General features: G+C 68.7%; 32 protein-coding genes. 17 read left to right on the forward strand and 15 right to left on the reverse strand.

Annotated elements, in window-relative coordinates:
• The gene (locus VI056_11930) at window positions 1–162 is read left to right on the forward strand and encodes a hypothetical protein (protein HEY6203736.1); all 162 of its coding nucleotides are present in this window, start codon (window positions 1–3) and stop codon (window positions 160–162) included.
• On the opposite strand, the gene VI056_11935 is transcribed toward VI056_11930, so the two are convergent.
• From VI056_11935 to VI056_11955, 5 genes are all read right to left on the reverse strand, one after another.
• On the reverse strand, window positions 159–1,121 hold the full coding sequence (locus VI056_11935; GenBank protein HEY6203737.1) for a GerMN domain-containing protein: 963 nt from the start codon (window positions 1,119–1,121) through the stop codon (window positions 159–161). The two genes, VI056_11930 and VI056_11935, sit on opposite strands and share 4 nt — an antisense overlap.
• The gene (locus tag VI056_11940; protein ID HEY6203738.1) at window positions 1,121–1,330 is read right to left on the reverse strand and encodes a hypothetical protein; all 210 of its coding nucleotides are present in this window, start codon (window positions 1,328–1,330) and stop codon (window positions 1,121–1,123) included. Before VI056_11940 ends, VI056_11935 begins: the two co-directional genes overlap by 1 nt.
• Window positions 1,314–1,940, reverse strand: coding sequence for a response regulator transcription factor (locus VI056_11945; protein ID HEY6203739.1), 627 nt, complete (start codon window positions 1,938–1,940; stop codon window positions 1,314–1,316). Before VI056_11945 ends, VI056_11940 begins: the two co-directional genes overlap by 17 nt.
• On the reverse strand, window positions 1,937–2,635 hold the full coding sequence (locus tag VI056_11950; protein HEY6203740.1) for a sensor histidine kinase: 699 nt from the start codon (window positions 2,633–2,635) through the stop codon (window positions 1,937–1,939). Before VI056_11950 ends, VI056_11945 begins: the two co-directional genes overlap by 4 nt.
• 86 nt (window positions 2,636–2,721) lie before the next feature.
• Window positions 2,722–3,225: a hypothetical protein gene (locus VI056_11955; protein ID HEY6203741.1), complete on the reverse strand. Its 504-nt coding sequence runs from the start codon at window positions 3,223–3,225 to the stop codon at window positions 2,722–2,724.
• Window positions 3,226–3,336: 111 nt separating this feature from the next.
• Here VI056_11955 and VI056_11960 point away from each other — a divergent pair, with 111 nt between their 5' ends.
• From VI056_11960 to nirK, 4 genes are all read left to right on the forward strand, one after another.
• Window positions 3,337–4,209: a universal stress protein gene (locus tag VI056_11960; GenBank protein ID HEY6203742.1), complete on the forward strand. Its 873-nt coding sequence runs from the start codon at window positions 3,337–3,339 to the stop codon at window positions 4,207–4,209.
• 9 nt (window positions 4,210–4,218) lie between these two features.
• Complete coding sequence (locus VI056_11965; protein HEY6203743.1) at window positions 4,219–4,476, forward strand: dodecin family protein; 258 nt, start codon at window positions 4,219–4,221, stop codon at window positions 4,474–4,476.
• Window positions 4,477–4,741: 265 nt separating this feature from the next.
• Window positions 4,742–4,951: a hypothetical protein gene (locus VI056_11970; GenBank protein ID HEY6203744.1), complete on the forward strand. Its 210-nt coding sequence runs from the start codon at window positions 4,742–4,744 to the stop codon at window positions 4,949–4,951.
• Window positions 4,952–5,222: 271 nt separating this feature from the next.
• Window positions 5,223–6,344 (forward strand): copper-containing nitrite reductase, encoded by a 1,122-nt coding sequence (gene nirK / locus VI056_11975; protein HEY6203745.1) that lies wholly within the window; start codon window positions 5,223–5,225, stop codon window positions 6,342–6,344.
• On the opposite strand, the gene VI056_11980 is transcribed toward nirK, so the two are convergent.
• Window positions 6,341–7,066: a HAMP domain-containing sensor histidine kinase gene (locus tag VI056_11980; GenBank protein ID HEY6203746.1), complete on the reverse strand. Its 726-nt coding sequence runs from the start codon at window positions 7,064–7,066 to the stop codon at window positions 6,341–6,343. The genes nirK and VI056_11980 overlap by 4 nt on opposite strands.
• A 206-nt stretch (window positions 7,067–7,272) precedes the next feature.
• Between VI056_11980 and VI056_11985 the strand changes: the two genes are divergently transcribed.
• Window positions 7,273–7,395, forward strand: coding sequence for a hypothetical protein (locus tag VI056_11985; GenBank protein HEY6203747.1), 123 nt, complete (start codon window positions 7,273–7,275; stop codon window positions 7,393–7,395).
• Between the two features lie 10 nt (window positions 7,396–7,405).
• Here VI056_11985 and VI056_11990 read toward each other — a convergent pair whose 3' ends face one another.
• A complete protein-coding gene (locus VI056_11990) occupies window positions 7,406–7,774 on the reverse strand; it encodes a TraR/DksA C4-type zinc finger protein (protein HEY6203748.1) in 369 nt (122 codons plus the stop codon).
• A 154-nt stretch (window positions 7,775–7,928) separates the two neighbouring features.
• On the opposite strand from VI056_11990, the gene VI056_11995 reads away from it, so the two are divergent.
• Window positions 7,929–8,207, forward strand: a complete 279-nt coding sequence (locus VI056_11995) for a DUF4342 domain-containing protein (GenBank protein HEY6203749.1) — start codon at window positions 7,929–7,931, stop codon at window positions 8,205–8,207.
• A gap of 80 nt (window positions 8,208–8,287) precedes the next feature.
• Entirely contained in the window at window positions 8,288–9,304 is a 1,017-nt protein-coding gene (locus VI056_12000; protein HEY6203750.1) for a hypothetical protein, read from the forward strand.
• Here the strand turns inward: VI056_12000 and VI056_12005 are convergent.
• The 3 genes from VI056_12005 to VI056_12015 form a co-directional block, all read right to left on the reverse strand.
• The gene (locus VI056_12005; protein ID HEY6203751.1) at window positions 9,301–9,570 is read right to left on the reverse strand and encodes a hypothetical protein; all 270 of its coding nucleotides are present in this window, start codon (window positions 9,568–9,570) and stop codon (window positions 9,301–9,303) included. The genes VI056_12000 and VI056_12005 overlap by 4 nt on opposite strands.
• A gap of 81 nt (window positions 9,571–9,651) precedes the next feature.
• Entirely contained in the window at window positions 9,652–9,954 is a 303-nt protein-coding gene (locus VI056_12010; GenBank protein ID HEY6203752.1) for a hypothetical protein, read from the reverse strand.
• 18 nt (window positions 9,955–9,972) lie between these two features.
• Window positions 9,973–10,644: a BON domain-containing protein gene (locus VI056_12015; GenBank protein ID HEY6203753.1), complete on the reverse strand. Its 672-nt coding sequence runs from the start codon at window positions 10,642–10,644 to the stop codon at window positions 9,973–9,975.
• A 204-nt stretch (window positions 10,645–10,848) separates the two neighbouring features.
• Here VI056_12015 and VI056_12020 point away from each other — a divergent pair, with 204 nt between their 5' ends.
• The gene (locus tag VI056_12020) at window positions 10,849–11,781 is read left to right on the forward strand and encodes a universal stress protein (protein HEY6203754.1); all 933 of its coding nucleotides are present in this window, start codon (window positions 10,849–10,851) and stop codon (window positions 11,779–11,781) included.
• Here VI056_12020 and VI056_12025 read toward each other — a convergent pair.
• On the reverse strand, window positions 11,778–12,068 hold the full coding sequence (locus VI056_12025) for a hypothetical protein (protein HEY6203755.1): 291 nt from the start codon (window positions 12,066–12,068) through the stop codon (window positions 11,778–11,780). The two genes, VI056_12020 and VI056_12025, sit on opposite strands and share 4 nt — an antisense overlap.
• Window positions 12,069–12,469: 401 nt before the next feature.
• On the opposite strand from VI056_12025, the gene VI056_12030 reads away from it, so the two are divergent.
• From VI056_12030 to VI056_12050, 5 genes are all read left to right on the forward strand, one after another.
• Window positions 12,470–12,703: a sulfurtransferase TusA family protein gene (locus tag VI056_12030; protein HEY6203756.1), complete on the forward strand. Its 234-nt coding sequence runs from the start codon at window positions 12,470–12,472 to the stop codon at window positions 12,701–12,703.
• A 125-nt stretch (window positions 12,704–12,828) separates the two neighbouring features.
• The gene (locus VI056_12035) at window positions 12,829–14,769 is read left to right on the forward strand and encodes a 2-oxoacid:acceptor oxidoreductase family protein (protein HEY6203757.1); all 1,941 of its coding nucleotides are present in this window, start codon (window positions 12,829–12,831) and stop codon (window positions 14,767–14,769) included.
• Window positions 14,769–15,167 carry a CBS domain-containing protein gene (locus VI056_12040; GenBank protein HEY6203758.1) on the forward strand — a complete coding sequence of 133 codons (399 nt, stop codon included), beginning with the start codon at window positions 14,769–14,771 and terminating at the stop codon, window positions 15,165–15,167. Before VI056_12035 ends, VI056_12040 begins: the two co-directional genes overlap by 1 nt.
• Window positions 15,164–16,879, forward strand: coding sequence for a thiamine pyrophosphate-dependent enzyme (locus tag VI056_12045; GenBank protein ID HEY6203759.1), 1,716 nt, complete (start codon window positions 15,164–15,166; stop codon window positions 16,877–16,879). Before VI056_12040 ends, VI056_12045 begins: the two co-directional genes overlap by 4 nt.
• Before the next feature lie 45 nt (window positions 16,880–16,924).
• Window positions 16,925–17,062 carry a hypothetical protein gene (locus VI056_12050; GenBank protein HEY6203760.1) on the forward strand — a complete coding sequence of 46 codons (138 nt, stop codon included), beginning with the start codon at window positions 16,925–16,927 and terminating at the stop codon, window positions 17,060–17,062.
• 74 nt (window positions 17,063–17,136) lie between these two features.
• On the opposite strand, the gene VI056_12055 is transcribed toward VI056_12050, so the two are convergent.
• Window positions 17,137–19,587, reverse strand: coding sequence for an HAD-IC family P-type ATPase (locus tag VI056_12055; protein HEY6203761.1), 2,451 nt, complete (start codon window positions 19,585–19,587; stop codon window positions 17,137–17,139).
• A 357-nt stretch (window positions 19,588–19,944) separates the two neighbouring features.
• Here VI056_12055 and VI056_12060 point away from each other — a divergent pair, with 357 nt between their 5' ends.
• Complete coding sequence (locus VI056_12060) at window positions 19,945–20,178, forward strand: BON domain-containing protein (protein ID HEY6203762.1); 234 nt, start codon at window positions 19,945–19,947, stop codon at window positions 20,176–20,178.
• 26 nt (window positions 20,179–20,204) lie between these two features.
• On the opposite strand, the gene VI056_12065 is transcribed toward VI056_12060, so the two are convergent.
• On the reverse strand, window positions 20,205–20,678 hold the full coding sequence (locus VI056_12065; protein ID HEY6203763.1) for an SRPBCC family protein: 474 nt from the start codon (window positions 20,676–20,678) through the stop codon (window positions 20,205–20,207).
• A 93-nt stretch (window positions 20,679–20,771) separates the two neighbouring features.
• Entirely contained in the window at window positions 20,772–20,924 is a 153-nt protein-coding gene (locus tag VI056_12070; GenBank protein HEY6203764.1) for a hypothetical protein, read from the reverse strand.
• A 186-nt stretch (window positions 20,925–21,110) separates the two neighbouring features.
• On the opposite strand from VI056_12070, the gene VI056_12075 reads away from it, so the two are divergent.
• Together VI056_12075 and VI056_12080 are read left to right on the forward strand one after the other, a co-directional pair.
• Window positions 21,111–23,768: a GNAT family N-acetyltransferase gene (locus tag VI056_12075; protein HEY6203765.1), complete on the forward strand. Its 2,658-nt coding sequence runs from the start codon at window positions 21,111–21,113 to the stop codon at window positions 23,766–23,768.
• Between the two features lie 115 nt (window positions 23,769–23,883).
• Entirely contained in the window at window positions 23,884–24,633 is a 750-nt protein-coding gene (locus tag VI056_12080; GenBank protein HEY6203766.1) for an SDR family oxidoreductase, read from the forward strand.
• Window positions 24,634–24,757: 124 nt separating this feature from the next.
• Here VI056_12080 and VI056_12085 read toward each other — a convergent pair.
• The coding region (locus VI056_12085) for a phosphoribosyltransferase family protein (protein HEY6203767.1) at window positions 24,758–25,140 on the reverse strand (383 nt) is incomplete at its 5' end.

Raw genomic sequence — 25,140 nt, forward strand, 5'->3', positions numbered from 1 at the left:
GTGCAGATCGATCTGCTCACCATCGTCCTCGTGACCGCCGGCATCCTGCTGGCCGTTGCTGCCGCGATCGTCGCCGGAGCGCTGACCGCGCGCCTGCTCTTCCACGCGAGCCGCGGTGAGGCCGAGGACGCCATCGATCGCACTCATGAGGTCAGCCGCTAGCCCCCGAGCAGACCGAGGCGTGTCTGCGCTCGATCGATCACGAGACCCTCGCCGCCGATGACCGCCTGACGGCCTCCGTTCTGCGTGATGAGCACGCGAACGATCCCGGGCTCCTCGCTCGCGGTGAACACCAACTGCTGGACCAGAGCGCGTAGCGACGCGCTCCCGTTCACGCCCCAATCGTCGGCGGGGACGCGAAAGTCGATCGTCACGAGATCGTCCGCGATCGTGACCTGCTGCAGGTGCGCCTTCATCGGCGCGACGACGTTGAACGCATCAGCTCCGGCGTGTGCCGGTCCGTTCTCGAGCGCCACGAGCCGGGAGGAGATGCGCTCTTCAGCGGTCGTGCCAGCCCCGGCACCCGGAAGGAACATTGCGACCGGACCGCCCTGGTCGCGCGCGTAATACGCGACGGTGTGGTCCTGTCGTGCGTACGGCGCGACCATCTCGCGCGTGAGCGTTGTGCGGTAGCTGATGATCGCGTCACTCGTCACGATCACCGCGTCGTTGCCCCCGTCCTGCGTGAGCCGCACCTCGGAGACGGACTTCTCGTCGGTCGCGCTGAAGACGACCTGCTGCGTGAACGCGCGAAGCGCAGTCCGACCGGGGAGACCCCAATCGCCCTCGGGGGCCGCGAAATCGAGCGCCGCGACAGCACCAGTTACCGAGACGCCGGCGATCCGCGCGGCGTCGCGCAGCACGTTGAACGAGCCCTGGGGTCCCAGCCAGGGCGCGGTCGACAGCCCCACCAGTCGCGCACGTATGCGCTGATCGACGTTCATGCCGGCCGGGATCTCGAGCGCGGTGGCGACCGGCACCTCGTCAGCACGGGCGTAGAAGATCTGCACGCGCTCGGTGGCCCGGGTCGGCGGTGAGGTGGGTGTCGTTATCGGGGTGGCGTCGCCGCACGCCGCGAGCGCGACGCCCGCGGTCGCGATCGACGCGATGAGCCGGCGCATCAGACCGCTGCGAGGAGCCGGTCTTCGACCTCTGCCGGGAGCTGGCAGACCACCTTGGGGTGACGCGAATCGAGGTCGATGTCGCGCAGCAGCGGGCAGACCAGGCAACGCTCGAAGTCGACGTAGCGGCCGTCACGCCGGCAGAAGACGCGTCCATCGCCGATGAGGTGCACCTGTTTCGTCATGCCGAGGTCACTCGAGAAGCCCATGCCCGAGCGCGTACTCGACGAGCTCCGAGCGGCGGTGCAGGTCGAGCTTCGCCATGATCCGCGAGCGGTAGGTGTCCACCGTTTTCGGGCTGACGAACAGGCGCTCGGCGATCTCGAGGTTCGAGAAGCCGCGGGCGGTGAAGCGCAGCACCTCACGCTCTCGCGGCGACAGGGCGGGCTCGGAGCGGCCGTTCTCGTTCTGTTGAGTGGCGAGAAGGAGCCGAACAGCAGCGGGCGTGAGATAGGCATCTCCGGCCGCAACGGCGCGTATCGCGTCGATGAGCTCCTTGTCCGCGGCGCGCTTCAGAACATACCCGGCCGCACCGAGCCGAACCGCCTCCATGACGTACCGGTCCTCTGCGTACATGGTCAGGATCACGATCTTGGTCGGCAGCTCCATCTCGCGGACGCGCCGCGCGACCTCGAGCCCGCCGCCGGGCATCGAGATGTCGAGCACGAGCACGTCCGGGCGATGACTGCGAGCGGCCTCGATCGCCGATGTCGCATCGGTGGCCGTCGCGACCACCTCCATGTCACCCTTTGACTCGATGAGTCGTTTGAGTCCGGCCAGCAGGATCTGGTGGTCGTCAGCGAGCACGATGCGGATCATGTGAACGCCTCCTCGCGAAGCGGGACCGAGGCGCGAACGCGCGTACCACTGTCCGGATCGGAGTCGATCTCGAGGCTGCCGCCAACGAGGGCGATGCGCTCGGCCATTCCGAAGAGACCGATGCTGGCCGAGGGCCGCTGCTGCGCCTGCGCGACGGCGAAACCCCTTCCGTCATCGGCGACGGACAGCTCGAGCGAGCCGCCATCCATCTTGAGGTTGACCTCGACGCGCGTCGCGCGTGCGTGACGCACGACGTTCGTGAGCGCCTCCTGGGCGACGCGGAAGATCGCGACTGCCACCACGGGAGACGCGTGCCCGGACTCGCAGTCCAGCCGCACGTCCACAGCGAGACCGGTCTCGGCCCGGACACGGTCGGTCAGCCATTCGAGCGCGGAGCACAGCCCGAGGTCGTCGAGCACGCTCGGGCCGAGCTGCACCGCAAGACGGCGCACGCCGTCGAGCGTCTCCCCGACGAGCTCGCGCAGCTCAGCGAGCTCCCGGCGGATCTCGGTCTCGGACGACATGTTCTCGACGAGCTGCAACCGCACCAGGAGCAGCGTCAGCGCCTGGCCAGTGTCGTCGTGGAGCTCACGCGACACTCGCAGACGCTCCGCCTCTTGCGCGTCGAGGATGCGCGCGGCGAGCGCGCGAGCGCCGACGCGATAGGCCTCGAGCTCGGCCACCTGCTGCGTCACGGTTGCGACCGTAGGCCCGTCGTTTCCCGCGGAAACCGGCCGCTCGGCCCGTTTTGCCACGCCGTTGGTCCCCATCGGACGGCCGGCTACGGGCGGCGCCCGACCGCGGCGCGGCCGGCCATGAGCGCGCGACGACCGGGTGTGCGTGGGCGGTGATGTGCCGGGCGCCTTGCGCGCGGCCCGTGTGCCCGTGCCACGGCCAGCAGCGCTGCTTCGATCCGTCCCGCGTCGCGGGCGGTGCAGCGGACCATCCCGCCGCGAAGCACCCCCAGCCTGGCATGGGTCCAGCCGGCCGACACGCGGAGCGAGGGAAGTGTCCGCAGCGGAACGGGGTACGCGGGCGGGGTCAGCACGCGGTGCCGGAGCCTCAACACTGCGCCGTCATTCCCGATGACGTCCGCCGTCCCAACGAACGCCGCGTCGCTGAGGAAGAGCGGCCCGCGCACCGACAGCAGCGCCACTCGATCGCCACTCTCTGGTCGGACCATCGCCTCCGCGTCCGACGCCAATCGTCGTAGACCCGCCTCGCAGACAGCGGTGGCGCGGTCGCGATCGAGGATCGCCACAAACGTCCCGGACGCCCTTGCCATACGGCCCGACGCTATGGCCGACCGGCGCCGATGGCCGTCCGGTGCGCCACCCTCCCGCGAGAGGGCGATGCCCGACAGACGCAGGACCGGACGACCCTGATGCTCGACGCGATGCGCCTCCTGTTCGCGACCGATGGTTCCCGCGGAGCGGACATCGCGCTCGATTTCGTCAGCGCGCTCCCGCTCGCGTGCGCCGACCACGTCACGGTGCTGACCGTTCCGACGTACTCCTTCATCGGTACGCCGGTGCTCGAACGCGGGCAGGGCGATCTGCTCGCCGACCGCGGAGACGCGTCCGCGCGCGCGATCGCCGGGCGCGCACTCGAGCGTCTCAGCGCTCGTGACGTTGCTGGGACCATCGACGTTCGGTCGGGGCCCGTCACGGAGGCGATCGAGATCGCGGCGCTCGAGTACGCGGTCGACGTCATCGTGATCGGGTCACGCGGCCTCGGCGCGTTCGCCGGCTCGATCCTCGGGAGTGTCGCGCGGGCGCTCGCTCGCCACGCATCGGTCCCGGTGCTCGTGGTGCGGGAATGCCGTACCGCGCCCCGGCGCATCCTCGTCGCGGTCGATGGCTCGGACGACGCGCGTGCCGCGATCGCTCTGCTCGCGCGCATGCCCCTGCCTGGGGAAGCCGAGATCACGCTCGTGCACGTGCTCGAGCACGGCGCAGACGAGGCGCGCGCCGAGATCGTGCTGGCCCAGGCCGCCCGGATGCTCTCCCCGCACGTGGTGGATCAGACGGTCGTCGAGCGTGGCCACGTCGCCGAGCAGCTCCTCGCGCGCGCCGCGCTGACGAAGACCGATCTCATCGTCCTCGGTTCACGTGGCCAGACTCAGGCCGCGGGACTCCTACAAGGCAGCGTCGCGGATCACGTGCTGAGCCAGGCCCACTGCGCCGTGCTCGTCGCCAAAGCCGCGCTGAAGCCGAGGGTCGTGGCGGAGCCATGGCTGGCCATGCCGCGCACGGCGGTCGCACTCTAAGAGATGAAAGTGATCGAGGACCTCCTCGATGATGGCGTCGATGCGGCGCCTGTGGTGAAGGTCATCGAGCTTGTCGCGACGTCGAGCACGAGCTTCGAGGACGCCATCGCCAAGGGCATCGCGACCGCGACGCACAGACTGCGCAACATCAGCGGGGCCGACGTCAAGCACATGACCGTCGCGGTGCGAAACGGCAAGATCACGGAGTACCGCGTCGACCTCAAGATCGCATTCGCGCTCGACGTGGACGAGGAAGACGGGGACTAAGCACCGGGGTCCACCGCGGTTGGTGTCGAACGGCACCACGAAGCGGCGTAACGGCACTCGTCACGGGGCCTTCCAGACCTGACGCTCATGTCGGTGCGACACCTGGTCGCGCGACGGAGGTCAGTGACGATGGACGTGATGGGGTCGAAGCGCGAGGACCTGTCGAGGGGATCGGAGAGCCGGCCGGCGCGATGAGCGCCATCGAGGACATGAAAGACGCGGTGACGTTGTTCATCCGATGCACGGAAGACGAGAGGGGGGACGTATGACCATCCTGACCGAAGCCCAAACGCGTGAGCTCAGGCATGACATCGACCCGGTCTGCGGCATGAGCGTCGATCGCGCGCAGGCGCTCGAGCACGAACTCGCGATCACCTTCGCCGAGCGCGAGTACCTGTTCTGTGCACCGGGCTGCAAGGCGACGTTCGTTCACGACCCCAAGTCGTTCGCCGTCGCCGGCCGCGACGCGCCGTAGAGGGACACGCGTCGCGGCTCCGCTCCGCGGGCGGGGGATGACTGGTTCGTCATGACGGCGCGCGACCGAAGCCGGACGATGCCGTTTGGCCCGTGCTGTCCGGCGGTTCCGTTGGTCCTGTCGACTCGGGACCTTCGGCACCTTCCATCGAGCGCCGCGTCCGTCAACGTTTCCGCATGAGGCCGGTGACCGAACATGGCAGCGGCCCGGGAGGCATCAAGTGACTGCTCACGCACATGAAGCGAGATCCGAGAGCTTCGCCAACGCTGCTATGGGTGCGGTCCTTGGTGCGGTCGGCATGGCGATGGCCGCGGCCTTGGTCGTCGCCGTCGCCGGAGCGACCGGCAACATCCGCTCGGTGACGGTCGCGGCCCCGGCCGCCAGCGTGCCGGCGAACGTGGTGACGCCCACCGCGCAAGCCGGGAACCCGGCGCGGGCATCGCTCGCGCCGGCGAAGGCGTTCACGGCCAGAACGATCTCGCGACCGGCGACCGCCGTGGCCGCACCGCTCGGCCGGGCAGCACCTGCGACGGTGCGCGTCGACCTCGAGACAATGGAGGTCGTCGCCGAGATCGAGAAAGGTGAGACGTTCACCTACTGGACCTTCGGCGGCACCGTTCCGGGTCCGATGATCCGGGTACGTGTCGGCGACACCGTCGAGCTACACCTCAAGAACTCCGCGAGCAGCGTGCTCGTGCATTCGATAGACCTCCACGCCGTGAACGGACCGGGTGGTGGCGCGACCGCGACCCAGACCGGCCCCGGCAAGGAGTCGGTCGTCACGTTCAAGGCGCTCAACCCTGGTCTGTACGTCTACCACTGCGCGACGGCGCCGATCCCGATGCACATCGCCAACGGCATGTACGGACTGATCCTGGTCGAGCCGGAGGGTGGCCTCCCGCCGGTCGACCGCGAGTTCTACGTCATGCAGGCCGAGCTCTACACGACCGGAGTCCTCGGGACCCCGGGCCACCACGACGTCGACATGATCAAGATGGGCAACGAGGAGCCTGACTACATCGTCTTCAACGGCAAGGTCGGGTCACTCACCGGGGACAACGCGCTGACCGCGAAGGTCGGCGAGACGGTGCGCATCTTCTTCGGTGTCGGCGGCTTCCTGCCCTCATCGCTGCATCTCATCGGCGAGATCTTCGACCGCGTCTACCCGGAAGGCGCGATGGGCAGCGCGGTGAATACCAACGTCCAGACCACGCTGGTGCCGGCGGGCGGGGCGACGATCGTCGAGTTCAAGGTCCAGGTGCCAGGGTCATACACGCTCGTTGATCACGCGCTTGGACGCGCCCTGGCCAAAGGCACAGCCGCACAGCTCAATGTGACCGGGGACCACGACACGTCGATCTACAGCGGACCACTTGGAGGCGCAGGGCACTAGGGGCCGACGGCCAGCGGCAGCGCGAGGCAGAACGTGCTTCCGGCCTCCGTGCTGGTCTCCAGCCAGAGGCGCCCGCCATGCTCCTCGGCGATGCGCCGGCTGATGTGGAGACCGAGCCCCGTCCCGGGAACCTCCCGGGTGCGCGAGCTGCGGAAGTACGGCGTGAACAGTCGTTCCTGCGCATCGGCGGGGATGCCGACGCCGTGATCCTCCACACGTATCTGGGCCCCTGTTCCGACGACGCGGACCGAGACATCGATCGGCGTGCCCGCCTGGCTGTACTTGGCCGCGTTGTCCAGCAGGTTGTCCAGGATGCGCCCGATCCGCTCGGGATCGCCGCGTATTTCGATGCTCTCGTCGCCCAGCTGGCTTGCGACCCGCGTGGCGTCACCGCTCTCGTGCCGGGCGATCGCGTCGGTGACCACGACGCGAACGTCGAACACGACCTGTTCCGTCGCGGCCGCCCTTGACGTGACGCGCGATAGGTCGACGAGCTCGTCGAGCAGCCGATCCATGCGCGCCACCTGCGCCAACGCAAGGCTGAGGGCCTCGCGCTCACGCGCGGAGTCCTTGTCGATGAACCGGCGTGCCAGCTGCACCTGGCCGCTGATGCTGGTGAGCGGTGACCTCAGGTCGTGGACCGTCGTCGCGAAGAAGTCCATCTCCGCTGGTGAGGAGATCGGCTGAGTTGGGTCCGCTGGAGTCGTGATTGTCACTGCCATGTGCTCTTCCCTCGATTCGCGTTCCACACTCCCGCTCAGGCGCAGCACGAGCGTGAGGCCAAGGGCTCGCACGGACCGGCTGAATGTCATCCACGCGTCGGGCGCAGGCCCATCGGGTAATGCCCCACGCTGATGCGGACCTCGACCGCTGGGGATGGTGCCTTGTGCCTGTCGTATTCCAGCGGGACCCGCCGTAGCGTCGTCTCATGGACATCTCGCCCCTGCAAAGCGACGCCGGCATCCTCTTGGCTGCCACCGCCGGGCTCATCGCCACGCTCATCGCGATCCTCAGGGACACGCAGCGCCGACTGCACTCGCCGGGCTTCTAGCGAACGTCGGTCATTTCGCCGACGCGGAACGCTCCTCACGACGCTGGCAATCGATGCACCTGGCGGCCTGCGGACGCGCCGCCAGGCGCTCGGCATCGATCGCGCGGCCACACTCGACGCAGATGCCGTAGGTCCCGTGCGCGATGCGCGCGAGCGCATCGTCGACCTGGGCAACCGCCTCCCTGAGCGTGAGCTCGGTCAACACGGCGAACTCGCGATAGGAGAGGTCCGAGGCAACATCGGCCGGATGCTGGGACGCGGTGAGGTCTTCGCCCTTGTCATCCAGCGGCGTCGCGAGCTCGGTCTCCTCGCGTGCGATGGTCGCGAGCAGACCGCTGCGCTCGACCTCGAGCCGTGAGCGAGCGTCCATGGGGCTCATCGGTCCGCAGCATGCACGCCGCGGCTGAGCGTGCGTAGGGCCGCTGGTCCCGGCAGTCGGGGACCTGCGGCTCTCCCCGACGTGGTGCAGTGAGCCTACCGTGGCAGCGGCGTAGGCGTTTGCTGCGCACACGCGACAGAGGAGGACCCCAGGGATGGCAACACAGATCAAAGACACGATCATCGAGACATTCAAACTCGACCGCGAGAACGTGGACAGGGTCATCGCCAAGATCGAAGAGCTGATCCACGAAGGCAACGTGCGCCGGGTCATCGTGAAGGATGCGCGCGGCGTCACGCTCATCGAGGTCCCACTGACGCTGAGCCTCGTCGGAGCCGCGCTCGTGCCGGTGTGGGCCGCGATCGCTGCGATCGCGGCGATCGCTGCGGACTTCACGATCCAGCTCGAGCGCAAGGACCCCGCGGCGTCGTAAGAGCGCTCTGGGCGCGCGCGCCGCTCCTCGCGTGCGGCGCGCTCGCTCTGATCACGGCCGGGTGGGCCGGCCTCGGACGCATGGGCGTGCTACCCGCCGCCGACGTCGGCAGCGCCGCACGCGAGCACGGCGCGCTCATGGTCTCGGGCTTCGTTGGCACGCTCATCTGTCTCGAGCGCGCCCTCGTCGCGCGCCGCGGGTGGGCACTCCTCGCTCCGCTCTGCTCTGGGCTCGGCGCGATCGGTGTGATCCTCGGCACGCCGCAGCCACTGCCCGCCCTGGCGATCGCCGTCGCAGCGGTGGCGCTCGTCGCGATCACGCTGTTCGGGGTGACGCCCGGTCCGACCATCGTGATGGCGGTGATGGCCGCCGGGGCGGCGTCCTGGGCCGTCGGAGCCCTGCTATGGGCGGTCGGTGCGGAGCCGTTCCGCGCCGTGCCATGGTGGGCGGCGTTCCTGGTACTCACGGTGGCGGCCGAGCGCATGGATCTCTCTCGCGCGCTGCGACCATCGTCCGGCGCCCTTGCGGTCTTCATCGTCGTGACCGTCCTGCTCGTGCTCGGCGTCACCGTCACGCTCGTGGACTTCGGGCTCGGCATCCGCGTATCAGGGTGGGCCCTCCTCGTGCTCGCCCTGTGGCTGGCGGTGCGCGACCACCCGCCCGCCGCGTCGCGCTCGCTCCCGATGCCGCGCTACATCGGGACGGCGATCGCGATCTCGTACGCCTGGCTCGCCGTGGGCGCGCTGCTCATGCTCACGTACGACGGCGTGCCCGCCGGCTGGCGCTATGACGCCCTGGTGCACTCCGTGTTCATCGGATTCGTGATGACGATGATCCTTGCGCATGGTCCGATCATCCTTCCGGCGATCGCTGGAGTGGCCGTGGCATACAGTCCGTTGCTTTACATCCCGCTCGTGCTGCTGCAGTCGTCGATGGTCCTTCGTGTTGCCGGCGACATCATGGAGCGTGTTGATTGGCGTGACTCGGGAGCCACCCTGAACGCGATCGCGGTGTTGACCTTCGCCGCCACCATGGCGATCGCCGTACGGCGGAGGCGCCCGGGATCGCGCGGGGCGCTCGCGGCCGCGCGTCGCTAGTCGGCTGTCTCCGGCGCGCCGACGTAAACGTCCTCACGCGCGTACTCGTCCTCGCGCTCCTCGTCTGCTCTTGCGTGGGTCTGATGGGGTCTCGTCCGACCGCGCTGTGAGCGATCGCGCAGCTCGATGAGCAGCCGTGCCGCACAACGCGGGCAGCGCGGCACTCCGTGCGCGTCCCACGCGGGCGCGGCCGTGTCGTGCCCGCAGTACAGGCACGAGAGCTCGTCGCCTACGCATGAGGCTGGTCGCTTCCGCTTGATGCTCATCCGTCCTCCCACGTCGATGTGCGCCTGACCGCCGGCGCGTTCGTCGCGCCGGCGGTCGTCAACGGACCGGTGTGTTCTTTATCAGGCCGGCTGGAGGCTTTCGCTCGTGCGCGTGCCGAAGTACGCGACGGTGGCGAGAAGCACGCCGCCGACGACTGCCGGGATCACGAACATCCCGTCAAGGTTCGGACCCCAGTCCTTGATGGCGTCGAGCACCGGGACCGTTGCGCCCGGGACGTTCTCGCTCGCGAAGTACGCGCCGAATGCTCCGGACATCGCGATGATCAGCCACTCATACGGAAGTGACCTCTTCTCGTACATCTGCACGGCGAAACCGGCGATGACGGCGATGATGACGATGCCTGCGAAGGGGATGAAGCCCATTTCTTTCCTCTCTTTCTCTCACCAGGCGGCGACAAGCTTGTTGATGACGGCCCGGACGCCTTCGGTCATCCACGCGGCCTTCTCAGCGAGCGCGCGATCGCCGGAGAACTCGACGTTGCCCGAGAGCGTGACGAGACCGTCCATCACGCCAACGGTGATGTGGCGAGCGGCGAGCGGGATCCGACGCTCGATCGCTCTTTCGACGCTGGTCCGGATGGCGTGGGCCGGGATCGACGGGGGGACGACGGTGATGTGATTGTTGATCGCGGACACCCCTTTCAGCGCGGCCACACGGTCGCCCGCTGCCCGCTTCTGATACCAGTAATCCACCGACCCTTTGAGCGTGACAGCGCCCCTGCGCACGATCACCTCGATCTTCTCCTCGGGCATGTCGACGTCCCACTTCAGCGCGGTGCGCACCGCGCTGGCGAGCTCGGTGTCGTTCGGGCCCGTGAGGCCCGGACTGCGGACTACGAGCTCGTTCGCGACGCCCTGCGTACCCGCGATCTCGGCTGCGATATCGGCGGCGGCCATGAGCTTGGGGTAGCTCGAGACCGTGCCGGTGAGCGTGACGACGCCCCGATCGACCGCAACGCCGAGCTCGGCCGCCTTGAACCGCCAATCCCGCTCGATCTCGTCGATGACATCTTGGCGGAGCTGCGCGTCCGTCTTGACGACGGTCGTCTTCATCGGAGACCTCCGTTTCCACCGGGCAGGCTAGGCAGGCCGCGGAGCGCTCGCAGTCAGGCTGTACCCGTTGCGGCGTGGGTCGGTGCCCGACGCGGTTTGGGGCCGTTCGCGTGCCGTTCGGACCTGCCGGGGGGAGTCGTTCGCCTCACGCGCATCTCGCACCTCGGCGCGACCCTTGTCGGAGACCTGCGCCGGAGGTGCGTCATGCGCGTCCTCATCGCGACCGACTTCTCACCGCACGCCAACGATGCCGTGACGATCGTCAAGAGACTTCCACTCCCGTCGGGCTCGACGATCCGGATACTCCACGTCATCGAGCCCTTTCCGGAGATCACCGCGTTCGCACCCGCGGCGATCGTCGAGATCGGCAAAGCCGCGGAGCTGCAGCTCCAGGCCGAGCTGGACACGGCGGCCGCCACGCTCCGCGCAGCCGGACGCGACGTCGGGACAGCCCTCGTCATCGGCCGGACCGCGGACGTCATCGTCGAAGAGGCGGAGCGAACGAAAGCCGACATCATCGTGATGGGGAGCCGCGGTCGTCGCGCGATCGCGTCGGGGCTGCTGGGTTCCGTCTCCGCTGAGGTCGTCGATCGCGCACCGTGCCCGGTGCTCGTCGCGCGCGGTCCCGCGCTCCGGCGGGTGATCCTCGCGGAGGACGGTTCGGAGACCGCGGCCGCGGGCGCCCGCGTACTGGCAACGGCGCCGGCGCTGAGCGATCTCGAGGTCCGTGTCGTCAGCGTGGTAGATGCTCCGTTCCCTTCGACCCTGGCCGCGGGCGATGCGCCGATGGCGACGTACGGGGCCGTGCAGGCCTACTACGACTCGCTCCCCGCGCTTCGTGAGGCGATCGGCAAGATCGCGCACGAGCGCGCCGCAGCGCTCGGGGCTGCGGGGCTGAACGCGACCTCGAAGGTCCGCGAGGGTGATGCGGCTGAGCAGCTCATCGCCGCGGCGGTCGAGGAGCACGCCGACTGCATAGTCATCGGAAGCCACGGCCGCACCGGCGTGACCCGGATCTTCCTGGGTAGCGTCGCGCGTGCGGTGCTCTTCAACGCCCCGTGCTCTGTGTTGATCGTCCGCGCGACGAAGGTCGCAGCCGCCGGCGCACGCGAGAAGGTCCTCGCCGCTGCTAACTAGCCGGGCGCACCGGCCGCTCGAGGATCGCGGAGCGTGACCGCCGCCAGATGCGCGATCGAGGCGATGCCGAGCACGGCGGTGCCGACCGCGACGAACTCGGTGACGAGCTCGACCGGACTATCCGGACGCAACACGAGGGCGAGTGCGAACCCGAACACGATGGCCAGACGCTCCTCGCCCGCGGTCGCGATCCCGCACGCGCGAAGGTAGGCGTACGCGGCGAAGCCGGCCAGCGCGATGATGATGAGCGCGAGGATGATCACCATCGGCCCCACGCTACCGGCCACGGGGCAAGGCGAAAGTCGGCGCCGCCAAGAACAGGTGTAAGTCCCGACCCGACGCGGTCCGCGACCTCTGGCCCGCAACGGTGCGACGATCGGCCCTGCCACGTCGCGAAAAGCGTGCGAACATCCAAGACGTCCCGAGGGGCCTGCCGAGGGAATCGCGGGTCAGAGATCCCATCAACGACCGCGAAACTGGGAGCGGCATCAAACACGATCACGATCCAAGGAAGATCGTGGATCGGCTCCTTCGACCGAAGAAGACGAGTCATGACAAGACTTCGGCGAACGGCAGGTCGCTCGGGTTTCACGTCCCCCGAGCATCCCAGTTCTCAGGTGTCGAATGGCCGCGATTAAGCGGCGTAACGGCTCTCGCCCGCGTGCGTGTCCTGGCGGACCCTATGGGCATGGCGATGTTGATCCACCGACGGCTCGATCTCCAGGGTGTCCCTTGGCAGCTCACGCTCAGTCGTGTGTCGAACACCATGAGCGAGCTCTCCCACGGCGAGCTGGTCGAGGTCCTCTCCACGGACCCCGGGTCGGTGCGCGCGCTCGACACCTGGTCCCGCGCCACCGGCAACGCCCTTCTCGAGTCCAGTCAGTTCGGGAACGTGCTCCGCTTCGTCGTCCGCAAGCTGTAGCAAGCGCAGCGGCCGCGCTGTCTGCCAGCCGTCTCCGTCAGGTAATCGCTGTAGAGGACGGTCGGCCACTCCGGTTGGGCCGTTCGGCCGTGTCGAGGTGCGATCCGTCCGCTCAGGCTCCTCTCATGACGGCCCCGCGCTACCCCGGCATCCCCGTCGTGGCCGATGGCTCCGAGGCCATCGCGCATGTCGAAACGCGGATATCGGAAGGCTCCTGCGCGTACCCGATCACCCCCTCCACGACCATGGCCGCCCTGTACCAGGCAGCGGTCGCGGACGGCGCGGCGAATCTCTGGGGCACGCCGCTGCGGTTCATCGAGCCGGAGTCGGAGCATTCCTCGGCCTCGGCCGCCGAGGGCTTCGCGCTCGCCGGCGGACGCGTGACGAATTTCACCGCCGGCCAGGGGCTCATCCTCATGAAAGAAGTCCTCTACGTCATCGCAGGCAAGCGCCTGCCCGCCGTGTTCCATGTCGGTGCGCGCGCGCTCACGAGCCAGGCGCTGAACATCCACGCCGGACACGACGACGTGATGGGCGTCGCCGACACGGGCTGGGGGATCCTCTTCGCGCGCAACGTGCAGGAGGCCGCCGACCTCACCGCGATCGCGCGGCGCGCGGCCGAGGCAACGGAGACCCCGTTCCTTGTCGTGCAGGACGGCTTCCTCACGACGCACACGTTCGAGAACGTGCTGCTTCCGGAGGACGCGCTCCTGCGAGAGTTCGTCGGCGACCCACGCGAGCACGTGCGCTCCTACTTCGACCCGAAGGAGTCGCTGATGACCGGCGTCGTGCAGAACCAGGACGCCTACATGAAGGGGAGGATCGGGCAGCGTGTGTTCTACCACCGGCTCGCCGAGGAAGTCCGCCTTGCGATGCACGTGTGGACGGACCTCACCGGCCGGCCATACAACCTGGTCGATGCGTACCGCTGCGAAGACGCCGAAACGATCGTCGTCGCGATGGGCACGATCGCCGACACGGCGATCGCCGTCGTCGACGAGCTGCGTCGCGCGGGCCGTCGGGTCGGCTGCGTTGGGGTCACGAGCTTCCGTCCATTCCCGGCGGCGCGGATCGCCGCCGCGCTCAAGCACGCCCGTGCCGTCGCGGTCATCGAGCGCACCGATGAACCCGCGGCAGCCGACAACCCTCTCACGCGCGAGGTGAAGGCCGCGCTCGCGGACGTCGCAGGGAGCGGGGCACACATCCCGCTCGTCGCGTCGGTCTCGGCCGGCCTCGGCTCGCGGGACGTGGCGGCCGGCGACATCGCCGCCGTCTTCCGCTGGCTCCAGGAGCCACTGAGCAGCGAGCGCCGCTTCGCCGTTCTGGGCATCCGTCATCCGCTCGCGCTCGAACGCATGGAGCTCGATGTCCGACCCAAGGGCGCGTACAGCATGCGCGGGCACTCGATCGGCGGGTTCGGCTCGGTGACGACGAACAAGCTGCTCGCGGCGCTCGTCGGCGATCTCTTCGGCCTTCGTGTTCAGGCCTACCCGCGCTACGGCTCCGAGAAGAAGGGTCTGCCGACCGCGTACTTCCTGACGATCGCGGAGGGACCTATCCGCACGCACGCCGAGCTCGAACGCGTTGACTTCGTGCCGCTCCACGATGTCGCCGCGTTCTCTCAGGGTGCGCCGCTCCACGGTCTGGTCGATGGCGGCACGGTCTTCGTTCAGTCGCCGCTCACCGACCCCGAGCGGATCTGGGCATCGTTGCCGGTCCGCGCACGCACCGAGATCCTCGCGCGGCGCGTTCGCGTCGTGGCGCAGGACACCGCCGCGCTGGCGCGCACCCACTCCCCACGGCCCGACCTTCTCGTGCGCATGCAGGGCGTCGCGCTCGTCGGTGTATTCCTCCGCGTCGCGCCTTTCGCGCAGCGTGCCGGACTGAGCGAGGACCAGCTCATGGCCGCGGTGCGCGATCGCTTGACGCGCTTCTTCGGAAAGCGCGGCGGGGCGGTCGTCGACGCGAACATGGCCGTGGTCCGCGCTGCGTACGACGGTGTGATCGACGTGACCGAGGCGATCATCGGCGCCGCCGCGACCCCCCACCTTCAGGAGGTGACGTGATGACCAGACGCATCGTGCGCGATGTCATGACGAAGGCCAGCATCAACGTCCGGGCGGATGCCCCGCTCAGCGAGGCCGCCGGCCTGCTTGACACGTACCACATCAGCGGCATGCCGGTCGTCGATCGAGATGGGCACCTCGTCGGCGTGATCTCCCAGACCGATCTCCTGCGCGCGCGGGTCATCGATCACCTCTGGAGAGCGCTGCCCGGCCTGGCCGTACGCCACCTCATGACCGCACCCGCCGTTACCGCGAGCGAGGGCATGGCGCTCGACGACGCCGCGGCTCTGATGGAGAAGGAACAGATCCATCGGCTCGTGGTCGTTGCCGAGGATGGACGCACGCCGGTCGGCGTGCTGTCCGTCTCCGACGTCATTCACGAAATGGCGCACAGATGACGCTCACGAAGCAGCCCGGCGCTCCGATGGAGACACACGCGGTCGCCGACGCTCAGCATCTCTTTGACGTGCACGCGTACGTCGACGATTTCAATCGCGCCGTCATGGACGCATATCGCGCGAACGCCGCGGATGTCGAGCTTCCGGCCGACCGGGGGGTCGCCCGGAGCATCATCCCGCCGGGCACTGCCGCGACACGCGACTTCAGTCACCTAGCGCCGCGCATCCCGGAGTTCATCGCCGACCGCTGCGTCGGCTGCATGAGCTGCGTGAACACCTGTCCCGACACGGCGATCCTCGGCATCGCGCTCCAGAAGTCCGCCGTCGAAGAGCGGACCGCGGCGTTCGCGAAGACCGAGCCGAACGCGGCGCGGGCGGCCGAGACGGCGCGCTCGCACTTCGTCGAAACGCGTAAGTACGGCGAGGTGCCGGCAAAGCGTGGGCTCGAACCTGCGCTCTTCGGCATCTTCGTCGATCCGGTGCACTGCAAGGGCTGCGCGGAGTGCGTCGAGGTGTGCGTCGCGCTCGGCTACGACGCGCTGGCGATGGTCGACAAGGCGCCGGAGGGCCCCAGCGCCGAGGCGACGCTGGATCGCTATGCGCGCGACATGCGCTTCTTCCGATCACTTCCGCCGACGCCGCGGGAGTATCGCAATGAGAAGGCCCTCGCGGACCTCATGCTCGGCGAGCACGCGATGGGGTACGTCGGGGGCGCGGGCTCGTGCTCCGGCTGCGGCGAGGCCACCGCGATCCGGATGCTGGTCGCTGCGACGCGACAGACCTACGGCAGCGAAGGGATGGGCATCGTCGCGTCCACCGGGTGCAACACGGTGTTCGGCAGCACCTACCCATACAACCCGTACCTCGTTCCGTGGACGAACTCGCTCTTCGAGAACGGTCCGGCAGATGCCCTCGGGATCCGTGCGCGCTGGGATCAGGAAGGCAAGTCCGAGCGTCGCATCTGGGTGATCGGAGGCGACGGCGCGATGTACGACATCGGCTTCCAGTCGCTGTCGCGGATGGTCGCAGCGGGCGCCGACATCAAGGTGCTCGTGCTGGATACGCAGGTGTACTCGAACACTGGTGGCCAGGCATCGACCGCGTCGTTCGGCGGACAGGTCACGAAGCTGTCCGCGTACGGCAAGTCGCTGCACGGACGTCCCGAGCGCCGCAAGGAGCTCGGCCGCATCCTCATGGCGCACGGTGACGTGTTCGTCGCGCAGACGACGCCGGCGCACGTGAACCACTTCTACAAGGCGATCCTCGACGCGAACAGCTATCCCGGACCCGCCGTCGTGATCTCTTACGCGCCGTGCCAGCCCGAGCATGGGATCTCCGACGACGCATCGAATCGCCAGTCGCGGCTCGCGGTCGACTCACGCGCTTTCCCGCTCTTCACGTATGACCCGCGGAAGGGGGCGACCCTGAAGGAGCGACTCTCACTGCAAGGGAACCCACAACTCGCGGCTGACTGGTCCACGCTCCCCGACGGAACGGTCGTGGACTTTCTCACGTTCGCGCGCACCGAGGGCCGCTTCGCGCCGCATTTCAGCGACGACGGCACGTCGAGCGCTGAGATACGCGCGACACAGGAGGATCGTCTTCAGAACTGGCGAACGCTTCAGGAGCTCGCCGGGACCCGCGGCACACCCACCACCACTGCGATTTCCGGTCCGTCAAACCCCGTGTCGGCGCCGCTCGTCGCCCCGTAGGGTCGTTCTGCCCCACAGCGCCGGTGCCCCTCGGCGAGGCTCGCCGTGCCGGCCCGCCGCGACGTCCCGGATCACCGGTACGCGTTCACACTGGCGATGACCGTTCTGGCCGCCTCAGGCGTCGCGTTACTCGCGGCGCTGTGGATCTTCGCGCAGGTGTTCTCCGCGGGCCAGGCAGGCTAAGCGGGCGATAGTGCGCTGTGGGTGGCGAGCTCTCTCGACCTTCTCGCCGACCGGCTGCGCGAGATGTTCCGCCCTTAGTTCCCTACCATCTGTTGGGGTCGTTGCGCCGCATACGTTTCTGTTATCCCGAGCGCTCGCTCCAACAGCCGTTGCCGCCACGTCCAGCGGAGTGCCACTGCCCAGAGCGAGCACGCGGCCACCGCGACGGCGAGATCTACGCCCTGGAGCGTGCCGAGGTCGAAGAACGCACGCAACTCCGGAGCAGTGATGGCCCACGCGAACGCGCCGAGCAGTGGAACGATCAGCGCGACTGTCGGCCAACCGGCGACGCTGTTCTCACCACCGGTCCAGCGGCGCGTCGGCGGCGCGGCGTAGACGACGAGCATCAGGCCGCACAGGATCGAGAACGTCGTGAGCGTGCTCCGTGCACGCTCGAGCGAGTCTCCGAACGCGGTGTACGCGACGAACAACAGCAGCGCGACGAGCGCCAGCGACCACGCGGCCGGCACCACGAAATGGATGAGCGAGCGGACCAGCCGCTCGCGAACGCGTGGCGTCGGGCGCGCGGTGGCGGCCAGCGCGATGGCCGGGATCCCCACGGTGAGGAGCGTGAGAAGCGCGGTCTGCTTCGGCGTGTAAGGGAAGCCCGCGTCCACCAGCGCGGCGGCAGCGATGAGCAGCGCCATGAAGGTGATACGCGTGAGGAAAAGGCGCAGCACGTCCTGCATGCCCTGGAGGATCCGCTGGCCCTCACGGAATGCGACGGGCAGCGCCGCGAAGGAGTCGTCGAGCAACACGAGGTCCGCGACGGCGCGAGCCGCCTGCGTGCCGCCGTGCAGCGCGATCGACAGGTCGGCCCTCTTGAGCGAGGGCACATCGTTCACGCCGTCGCCCACCATGGCCACGTACCGTCCGTCCTCGCGCATGGCCTGAACGAGTCGTTCCTTCTGGTGCGGAGCGACGCGCGCGAAGATCGCATGCTCCGCCGCGAATTGCCGCAGCCCGTCACCCTCGATCCGTTCGATGTCCGCGCCGGTCACGATGCCGCCGACGGGCTCGATGCCGGCGCTCGTGGCGATCGCACCGACGGTCTTCGGGTGATCGCCCGAGATCACCTTGATCGCCACACCGACCTGCGCGAAACGCGAGAGCGTCTCGCGCACCTCGGGGCGCAGCTCGTCCCGTAGCGCGACGACGGCGATCGGCGAGAGGTGAGGCGGAAGGACCGGACGCCCTCCTGCGTCGCGGAGGGCCGCGGGCTCCTGTGCGCGGGCCAGCAGGACCACGCGCAGGCCGCGTTCGGCGAGCTGTGAGGACACACGATCGACATCAGCGGCGTCCCCCACCGTCAGACGCGTGCGGAGCGCCTCCGGGGCCCCGAGCAAGAGCGGCGACCCGTCCTCATCGGAGAATGCCAGCGCGCTCCAGCGCAGCTCGGATGTGAACGAGACCTCATCGGCCAGCGGACGGCGTCGACCCTCGCACGACCGCGCGACCGCAGTGGTCGTGCGATCGAGTGTGCTGAGGCTCGCGACCACGTCGCCGAGGACCCCCCGCGCCGCGGACTCGTCAACGTGGAACGGCCGCAGCGCCTCGAGCACGAGTCGACCCGATGTCAGCGTCCCAGTCTTGTCGAGGCACAGGACGTCGACGTTGCTGAGTGACTCGACGGCGTTCGTCTGCTGCACCAGCGCGCCCTTACTGGCCATGCGCACCGCGCCCATCGCGTAGGCCGCGGCGATCGCTACGAACAGCCCATTGGGCACGAGCCCGAGAACGACGACGGCGAGTCTGACCACCTCGACCGCGGGCTGGCCCTCGATGATCGCGGATGCGACGAGGATGATCCCGAATGACACCGCGACGAACAGGATCACGCGCACGACGAGATCGACCTGCCGCTGTAATGGCGTCAACGCACGGCGCGGCGCCCGCGCTCCGACCGTGATGCGATTCGCGTAGCTTGCCTCGCCCACGCGGACGGCCTCGTATGCGGCGGCCCCCGCGATGCAGAAGCTGCCCGAGAGCACTTCGTCATCGCGGCCTTTCGCGACGGGCTCCGACTCCCCGCTGATCAACGATTCATCGAGGTCCATCTGCCCGGTGCCGGAGATCCTTCCATCGACGACGATCTGATCGCCCGGGCGCGCCACAAGCACGTCGCCGAGCACGACCTCCGCCGGATCGATCTCGCGCTCCGCTCCGTCGCGGATCACCCGTGCTCGCGGACGCGTCAGCAACGCGATCCGGTCGAGTACGCGTTTGGCCCTCACCTCCTGCGCAAGTCCGACGACCACGTTGATCGTGACGACCCCGACAGAGACGAGAGCGTCGCTCCACTGACCGAGGGCGACAAGCGCGAGCCCCATGACGAAGATCACGCCGTTCACGAACGTGAAGACGTTGTCGCGGAGGATCTCGCGATAGGTCCTTCCCGTGGCGGGCGGCTGCGGATTACCCAGGCCGCGCGAGCGCCGCTCCGCAGCCTCACGGTCGGACAGGCCGATCGGTGTGGGCTCGATCACGCAGACACCGTACGGGCAGGCGTCCGCGAGCAGTAGTGCCGCCCGGTCCATCGCGGCGTGCGGTCTGGCCGTATGTCGGAGTGGTCGCCGGCCCTACAGGCGGGCCGGTTCCGCGCCGGTAGCCTGCGGAGGACACAACCCGCGACGGAGGCCGGCGATGGTCATCGGTGGGTCGCTCTGCGCTGAGCGCAGCGACGGCCCAACAGGAGCGAGACGCGCTGAGGCTCGGCGAGACTGTTCAGGCAATCACCTACGTGAGAATGGGCGGCGAGCATCGGTCGATGCGACCTGTGGCCCTCGAAGTCGCATCCGGAACGCACGACGATCCCCGCCACGCCGCTTCGTACTGTCGCCTACGTGAGCGTGAAACGCGCGGACGAGGTCATCGCGAAAGCGATCCGCCGCGAGCTACGCGAGGACCCGTCGACCGCCGCACTGCACGTACACGTCGAGGTGCGCGATGGGGTCGCCATCCTCCGCGGTCGCGCCGATGATCTGAAGGACGCGGACAACGCGGCGGAGGTCGCCCTGCGCGTACGCGGCGTGCGGCGCGTGGCCGAGCAGCTGACGCTCCGCGAGCCCGTGGCATGACCGACTTGGTGGCAATGCGTCGACCATCACTTCGCCCTGAGGTGCCGCTGTGGGGGCGACGCCCAGCGTGACGGGTCGCTCTGCTCCAACGTGTCGCGGAAACGCCCGAATGCACGCCGTGCGTTGAAGGCAAGCAGCACGCGGGCAAGCGGACCGAGGGCACGCCAGACGCCTTGCGGCTCCCATTGCATCCGCCCAATCATGTCAGTGCCGTCGCCTGAGGGCGCGAAGTCACCGACCCAGCGGTAAGGCGACCCGCCTACCTCGCCCTCGATGACGACATGACGCGGAGCCTCGAACTCTCGCAGGTGCCACGTGACTCGGCCAAAGCCGACGTGCTCCCCTTCGAAGGACGTGCCGGGGCCGATGGGACCTGACGACGTTTTGGTGATCCTCCGGACCTGAGCGTTGTAAGCAGGCTCGTTGCGCAGATCCACGAAGAACGCGAACGTATCCTCCGGGTTTCGGGCGATGTGAATCCGTACTCTGGCCTCGATCACGTGCCCCTCCTTAGAGTCGTCCTCTCGTACTCGACCGGATCTCTTCCTGTCGCACCAGGCTGGCCTCCGAAAGTGCGCTCTCGATCGCGGTCGTCAGCACAGGCCGAGCGTCGCCTGGGCCCGCGCGACGCACTCGTCGAGCGGCGTGCGTGGCATGGTCGAATCCGCGGCGAACGCGGTCTGGCGGGCATTCGCAGCGTCCGACGACGGGCGCTGCCGGACACGCTCCTCGAGCGGATCTGCCACGACGGGCCATGTCGTCCTGCCACGTCGAGCCTTTTGACCCTATGGGGGTCACCGTGAACGCATCTACCGTCAAAACGTGCGGGATCCGTGGAGACGACACGATCAGCTCGCTCCGGGACCTGCACGAAGTGGACCGGAAGGTACGCGCCAGGCGGCTGGCTCCACCCTGAGGGGACAATCCCTCCTGTGATCGAACAGGGCGTCGTCCTGCGCGACGGCACGACGGTGCGCGTCCGTCCCGTCCTCGCCGCCGACCGGCCCGCGCTCGAGTCGTTCCTTCGCTCGCTGTCGCGGGACGCTCGGTACATGCGCTTCAACTCCCTCGCGATCGATCTGGGCGCCGCGGCCGCTCGTTGGGCGGAAGTCGGACCGGACACTTACGGACTCGTCGCCGTCGAAGGACCCGAGGCTCGCCTCATCGCCCACGCCGAATACGTGCGGATCGACGGAAGAAGGGCCGAAGTGAGCTTCGCGACGGCCGACGATCATCGCGGTCTGGGTCTTGCCACGCTGCTCCTCGCTGACCTCGCCGCGCATGCCCGCGCGCGAGGTATCCAGACGTTCGAGGCGTTCGTGCTTCCCGACAACCGACGGATGGCCGAGGTCCTGCGCGAGAGCGGGTTCACCGCGACGTCGGCGCCTCGCGACGGCTTCCAGTGCTGGCAGCTCTCCACCGATCTGACGGACGCCGCGCTCGACCGTTATGACGTACGCGAGGCGGTCGCACTCCGCACCTCGCTGCAGCGCCTGTTGTCGCCGCGCAGTGTCGCGGTCGTCGGTGCCTCGCGGACGCGAGGCACGATCGGGGCGGAGATCTTCCATAACCTCCTCGCGACGACGTTCAACGGCCCGGTCTATCCGGTGAACCGGTCGGCCGAGGTGGTTCAGTCGGTCCGCGCCTACCCGAGCGTGACCGAGATCCCCGGGCCCGTGGACCTCGCGGTGGTCGTCGTCCCGGCAGCGCAGGTCCTCGCGGTCGTGAAGGAGTGCGCATCCAAGAGCGTCGCCGCGCTGGTCGTGATCTCGGCGGGATTCGCAGAAGCCGGGCCGGAGGGAGTCGCGCGCCAGCGCGAGCTCGTCCGGATCTGTCGCGAGTCCGGGGTGCGGCTTGTCGGTCCGAACTGCATGGGTGTCATCAACACCGATCCCGAGGTGCGGCTCAATGCCACGTTCGCACCGTCGTATCCACCGCCGGGCCGCGTCGGATTCCTGTCGCAGAGCGGCGCGCTCGGGCTCGCTGTGATCGAGCATGCCGTCCAGCGTGGGATCGGCCTCTCGACCTTCGTGTCCGTCGGCAACAAGGTAGACGTATCCGGCAACGACCTGCTCTCGTACTGGGAGAGCGATCCGCGGACCGACGTGGCGCTGCTCTATCTCGAGTCCTTCGGCAATCCGCGGAAGTTCGCTCGCATCGCACGCCGCGTGGGCGCGAAGAAGCCGATCGTCGCGGTGAAGAGCGGTCGCTCGGTGGCAGGCGCCCGCGCGACCTCATCGCACACCGGCGCGATCGTCGCCGCCTCCGACGTGACCACCGACGCGCTCTTCCGTCAGACCGGCGTGATCCGCACCGGGACCCTCGCCGAGCTCTTCGACGTCGCTGCGCTTCTCGCCAACCAGCCCCTGCCCGCCGGCGGTCGCGTCGCGATCCTGACCAACGCGGGCGGGCCGGCGATCCTGGCGACCGACGCGTGTGAGGCGGCGGGTCTGGAGATCGCGCCGCTCTCGGACGACACCACCGCGAAGCTGCGCGCCTTTCTGCCGGCTGAAGCCTCGACCGCGAACCCCATCGACATGATCGCCTCCGCGGGAGCCGATGAATACGCGAGGTCGATCGCCGTGCTGGCTTCGGATCCAGCGATCGACGCCGTGATCGTCATGTTCACCCCGCCACTCGTCACGCGGGCGTCCGATGTCGCGCGCGCGATCCGCGCCGCGGTGAGCGAGCTTCCGCGCGCGTTACCGGTCCTCGCGGTGTTCCTGTCGTTCTCGGGTGTGCCGCCGGAGCTCTCCGACGAACGCGTGCGGATCCCGTCTTTCGCGTATCCCGAAGACGCAGCGCGCGCGCTCGCCCACGTGGTGCGGTATGCGCGCTGGCGCGCGCGGCCGTCCGGCACCATTCCTCGCTTTCCCGTGCGCGCTGAAGACGCGGATGAGCTGCTCGAGGGCGCGGTCGCGCGCGGTGGCGGATGGCTCACCCCAGCTGAGGTCGCGACGCTGTTCGCGTGCTACGGGCTGCCCCTCATCGCTTCGCGCACCGCGCCGACGCCGGAAGCCGCCGCGGCCGCGGCGGCCGAGCTCGGCGGGCCCGTCGCGCTGAAGGTGATCGCGCCGACGCTCGTTCACAAGACCGAGGTCGGGGCCGTCCGCCTCGGCGTAGCGGCGTCGGAGGTGGGACCGGAGGCGCGTCGTCTCGCGGAGGTGGTGCGCGCGCACGGCCACGAGCCGACGGGATTCCTCGTACAGCCAATGGCGCCGGCGGGCGTGGAGCTCCTGCTGGGTGTCGTTCAGGACCCGACGTTCGGGCCGGTCGTGGCCTGTGGCGCGGGTGGAGTGACCGCTGAGCTCCTGAAGGACGTCACGGTCGGTGTCACGCCGCTCACCGATCACGACGCTCATGACATGGTGCGATCGCTGCGCACTTTCCCGCTGCTCGATGGGTTCAGGGGCGCAGCGAAGTGCGACGTCGCCGCGGTAGAGGAGGCGCTCCTGCGGCTGTCCGCGATGGTCGAACGTCATCCGCAGATCGCGGAGCTCGACGCGAATCCCCTCGTCGCGCATCCGACGGGCGCTCTCATCGTGGACGCGCGCGTGCGCGTGGAGCGAAAGGCGCAGCGGGGCTCCTGACCCTGGCTTCCCGACGGTATGGTCCGGACGGCGTCGGCCGAACGTCGTTCGACTCTATTGGTACTCCTCCGGTCCTCCAACACTCGACAAAAAGGCGTGCGTTGGAGGCATCGACATGACAGAGCTTGAGGGCAAGGTCGCCATCGTGACGGGTGGTGCGCGCGGCATCGGGGCGGCGACAGTGGAGGCGCTCTGTGACGAGGGCGCGTTCGTCTTCGTCGCCGACGTGCTGGACGAGGGCGAGGCGCTCGCCAAGCGGCTCGCTGGTCAGGGGAAGTGTGTCCGCTACGCGCACCTCGATGTCACCGATGAGGCGCAGTGGAAACAGCTCGTGGACGACATCGTGCGCGAGTTCGGCCACGTGGACATCCTCGTGAACAACGCGGGGATCGGGACGTTCGAGGACGTCGAGCAGGAGACACGCGCGGGCTGGGACAAGGTGATCGCCGTCAATCAGATGGGGGTCTGGTTCGGTATGAAGTACGCGATCCCCGCGATGAAGGCCAACGGAGGCGGGAGCGTCGTCAACGTGTCATCGATCTTCGGTGCCGTCGGTGGCTTCGGCGGCTCGGTCGCGTACCACGCCTCGAAAGGCGCCGTGCGGCTCATGACGAAGAACGCCGCCATCCGCTATGCGAAAGAGCGCGTCCGAGTGAACTCGATCCACCCCGGCTTCATCGACACGCCGATGGTCGCCCCGGTCCGCGGCACGCCGATGGAGAAGACGATCGAAGAGTCGACGCCGATGGGCCGCCTCGGTACTTCGAAGGAGATCGGTGATGTCATCGCCTTCATGTGCGGACCGAAGGCCTCGTACATGACCGGCTCCGAGGTCTATGTCGACGGCGGCTGGACCGCTGTGTAGCAAACGAAGAGCGCTGACGTTGTAGTACTGCGCCGCACGGCGCTCGTGCGGTCGGCGACGCCCCGGTATGGGGTGGCCCAGCTCGGTAGGAGGATCTGGCGCCCGATCCGAGCGATGTCGGCCGTCACCGCGACACCGTCGCTGGACGCCGGGCCGCCTCGAGCAGCGAGACGACCTCCTCGTCGCGTACGGGCTCGAAGTCATCGAAGTAGAGGCCGACCGCGGCCATGTCGGACGGCTCGAGCACGCAAACGAGATCATCGACCTCGCGGCGCAGCTCGATCGCGGTCCCAGCGGCGCACACCCCGACCGCGAGAACGATGCGGCGTGCTCCGAGTTTTCGCAGCGACGCGATGGCGGCGCGTGCCGTTACGCCCGTCGCGACGCCGTCATCGACAAGGATCACCGTGCGCCCGCGTACGTCGAGCGGCGCGCGTCCTGAGCGATACCGACGCTCGCGCCGCAGGAGCTCGGCGCTTTCGCGCTCGATGACGAGCTCGAGGTCCG

This window comes from Candidatus Limnocylindria bacterium (assembly GCA_036523395.1).
Classification (GTDB): domain Bacteria; phylum Chloroflexota; class Limnocylindria; order P2-11E; family P2-11E; genus CF-39.

Bases quoted from the DNA above. Each gene is read 5' to 3' on its own strand.
- VI056_11935 (HEY6203737.1), bottom strand. From the start codon at position 1,121: ATGCGCCGGCTCATCGCGTCGATCGCGACCGCGGGCGTCGCGCTCGCG.
- VI056_11940 (HEY6203738.1), bottom strand. From the start codon at position 1,330: ATGGGCTTCTCGAGTGACCTCGGCATGACGAAACAGGTGCACCTCATC.
- VI056_11945 (HEY6203739.1), bottom strand. From the start codon at position 1,940: ATGATCCGCATCGTGCTCGCTGACGACCACCAGATCCTGCTGGCCGGA.
- VI056_11955 (HEY6203741.1), bottom strand. From the start codon at position 3,225: ATGGCAAGGGCGTCCGGGACGTTTGTGGCGATCCTCGATCGCGACCGC.
- VI056_11960 (HEY6203742.1), top strand. From the start codon at position 3,337: ATGCGCCTCCTGTTCGCGACCGATGGTTCCCGCGGAGCGGACATCGCG.
- VI056_11970 (HEY6203744.1), top strand. From the start codon at position 4,742: ATGACCATCCTGACCGAAGCCCAAACGCGTGAGCTCAGGCATGACATC.
- nirK (HEY6203745.1), top strand. From the start codon at position 5,223: ATGGGTGCGGTCCTTGGTGCGGTCGGCATGGCGATGGCCGCGGCCTTG.
- VI056_11980 (HEY6203746.1), bottom strand. From the start codon at position 7,066: ATGGCAGTGACAATCACGACTCCAGCGGACCCAACTCAGCCGATCTCC.
- VI056_11985 (HEY6203747.1), top strand. From the start codon at position 7,273: ATGGACATCTCGCCCCTGCAAAGCGACGCCGGCATCCTCTTGGCTGCC.
- VI056_11990 (HEY6203748.1), bottom strand. From the start codon at position 7,774: ATGAGCCCCATGGACGCTCGCTCACGGCTCGAGGTCGAGCGCAGCGGT.
- VI056_11995 (HEY6203749.1), top strand. From the start codon at position 7,929: ATGGCAACACAGATCAAAGACACGATCATCGAGACATTCAAACTCGAC.
- VI056_12000 (HEY6203750.1), top strand. From the start codon at position 8,288: ATGGGCGTGCTACCCGCCGCCGACGTCGGCAGCGCCGCACGCGAGCAC.
- VI056_12005 (HEY6203751.1), bottom strand. From the start codon at position 9,570: ATGAGCATCAAGCGGAAGCGACCAGCCTCATGCGTAGGCGACGAGCTC.
- VI056_12010 (HEY6203752.1), bottom strand. From the start codon at position 9,954: ATGGGCTTCATCCCCTTCGCAGGCATCGTCATCATCGCCGTCATCGCC.
- VI056_12015 (HEY6203753.1), bottom strand. From the start codon at position 10,644: ATGAAGACGACCGTCGTCAAGACGGACGCGCAGCTCCGCCAAGATGTC.
- VI056_12020 (HEY6203754.1), top strand. From the start codon at position 10,849: ATGCGCGTCCTCATCGCGACCGACTTCTCACCGCACGCCAACGATGCC.
- VI056_12030 (HEY6203756.1), top strand. From the start codon at position 12,470: ATGGCGATGTTGATCCACCGACGGCTCGATCTCCAGGGTGTCCCTTGG.
- VI056_12035 (HEY6203757.1), top strand. From the start codon at position 12,829: ATGACGGCCCCGCGCTACCCCGGCATCCCCGTCGTGGCCGATGGCTCC.
- VI056_12040 (HEY6203758.1), top strand. From the start codon at position 14,769: ATGACCAGACGCATCGTGCGCGATGTCATGACGAAGGCCAGCATCAAC.
- VI056_12045 (HEY6203759.1), top strand. From the start codon at position 15,164: ATGACGCTCACGAAGCAGCCCGGCGCTCCGATGGAGACACACGCGGTC.
- VI056_12080 (HEY6203766.1), top strand. From the start codon at position 23,884: ATGACAGAGCTTGAGGGCAAGGTCGCCATCGTGACGGGTGGTGCGCGC.